This window comes from Streptomyces atratus (genome assembly GCF_014648655.1).
In the GTDB taxonomy this organism is placed as follows: Bacteria; Actinomycetota; Actinomycetes; order Streptomycetales; family Streptomycetaceae; genus Streptomyces; species Streptomyces atratus.
In genome coordinates, this window is record NZ_BMRN01000199.1 from 1 (window position 1) to 932 (window position 932).

1 protein-coding gene is annotated in these 932 nt (G+C 68.0%); it reads left to right on the top strand.

The features are described from left to right. Window positions 1-932: hypothetical protein (locus IEZ15_RS44070; RefSeq protein WP_189282532.1), on the top strand; the 932-nt coding region annotated here is incomplete at both ends.

Here is a 932-nt window from a genome sequence, read left to right on the forward strand (position 1 = left end):
CCGAACAACGGAACACTGCTGAGCGGCCTCGACCCCGCACCGCAACGGCTTGAACAAGACAGCGGGACACCGAAGGACGAACTCGTCGGCAACGACGGCCGGAAAGTCTCCTTCGAGCAGGCACGCCAGAGCCTCCGGACCATCCGGGACGCCACCGGCGAGGTCATCGGATACGCCTCGCACAGCGACCGGGACTGGGCTCCACGCAACGACTTCTACACGAAGTACCGCGCCGACGAGACATCCTTCAAGGTCTACCGGACGACGGACGACGGCAAGTTCGTCCCCGTGGCCGAGGAAAATGCATCGCCCAACACGGTTCCCTGGCACACCGGCACGAACACCCCGGCCGGGCAGCGGACACCCAACCCGGTCTTCTTCGACGCACACGGCTCGCAGGACGGCGTCAAGCTCCACATCGGCGGCGACCTTCCCCTCGAGGTCGACGGTGCCCAGTTCGCGCGTTTCATGGAAACCCTCACCGACCCCTACCAGCCTCCGGCTCCCGTCGTGCTCGTGGCCTGTGACACCGCGAGCGTCCGCTCCACCGATGGTGGAAGCGTCCTGAGCGACGCGGCACGGGCGGTGCCCGGACGCCGCTGGTACGCCCCCGATGTCGCGGTCGGCCACGTGGGACCGCCGGCCGGAGCAGCCGCGGGCGGGGCAACCGGAGTACTGGCTCTCCTCCAGGACCGAGCCACCGGACGCCAGGGCCAATGGGTCACCGCAAACCAGCCCACCGAACTCGAAACCCTCCTCACGCGGGAGAAACGACAAACCCACCAGGACACCGACGACGGAACGAAACTCCCGGACAGTCAAGGTCCGGGCCTGCTGCTCAACGCCGACTCGGAGATCACGCAGCAGCCGGCCGACACGGTTCTGTCCGAGAGCACCGCGACCGCGTCGGCCGGCGATGCATCTCCTGCCGG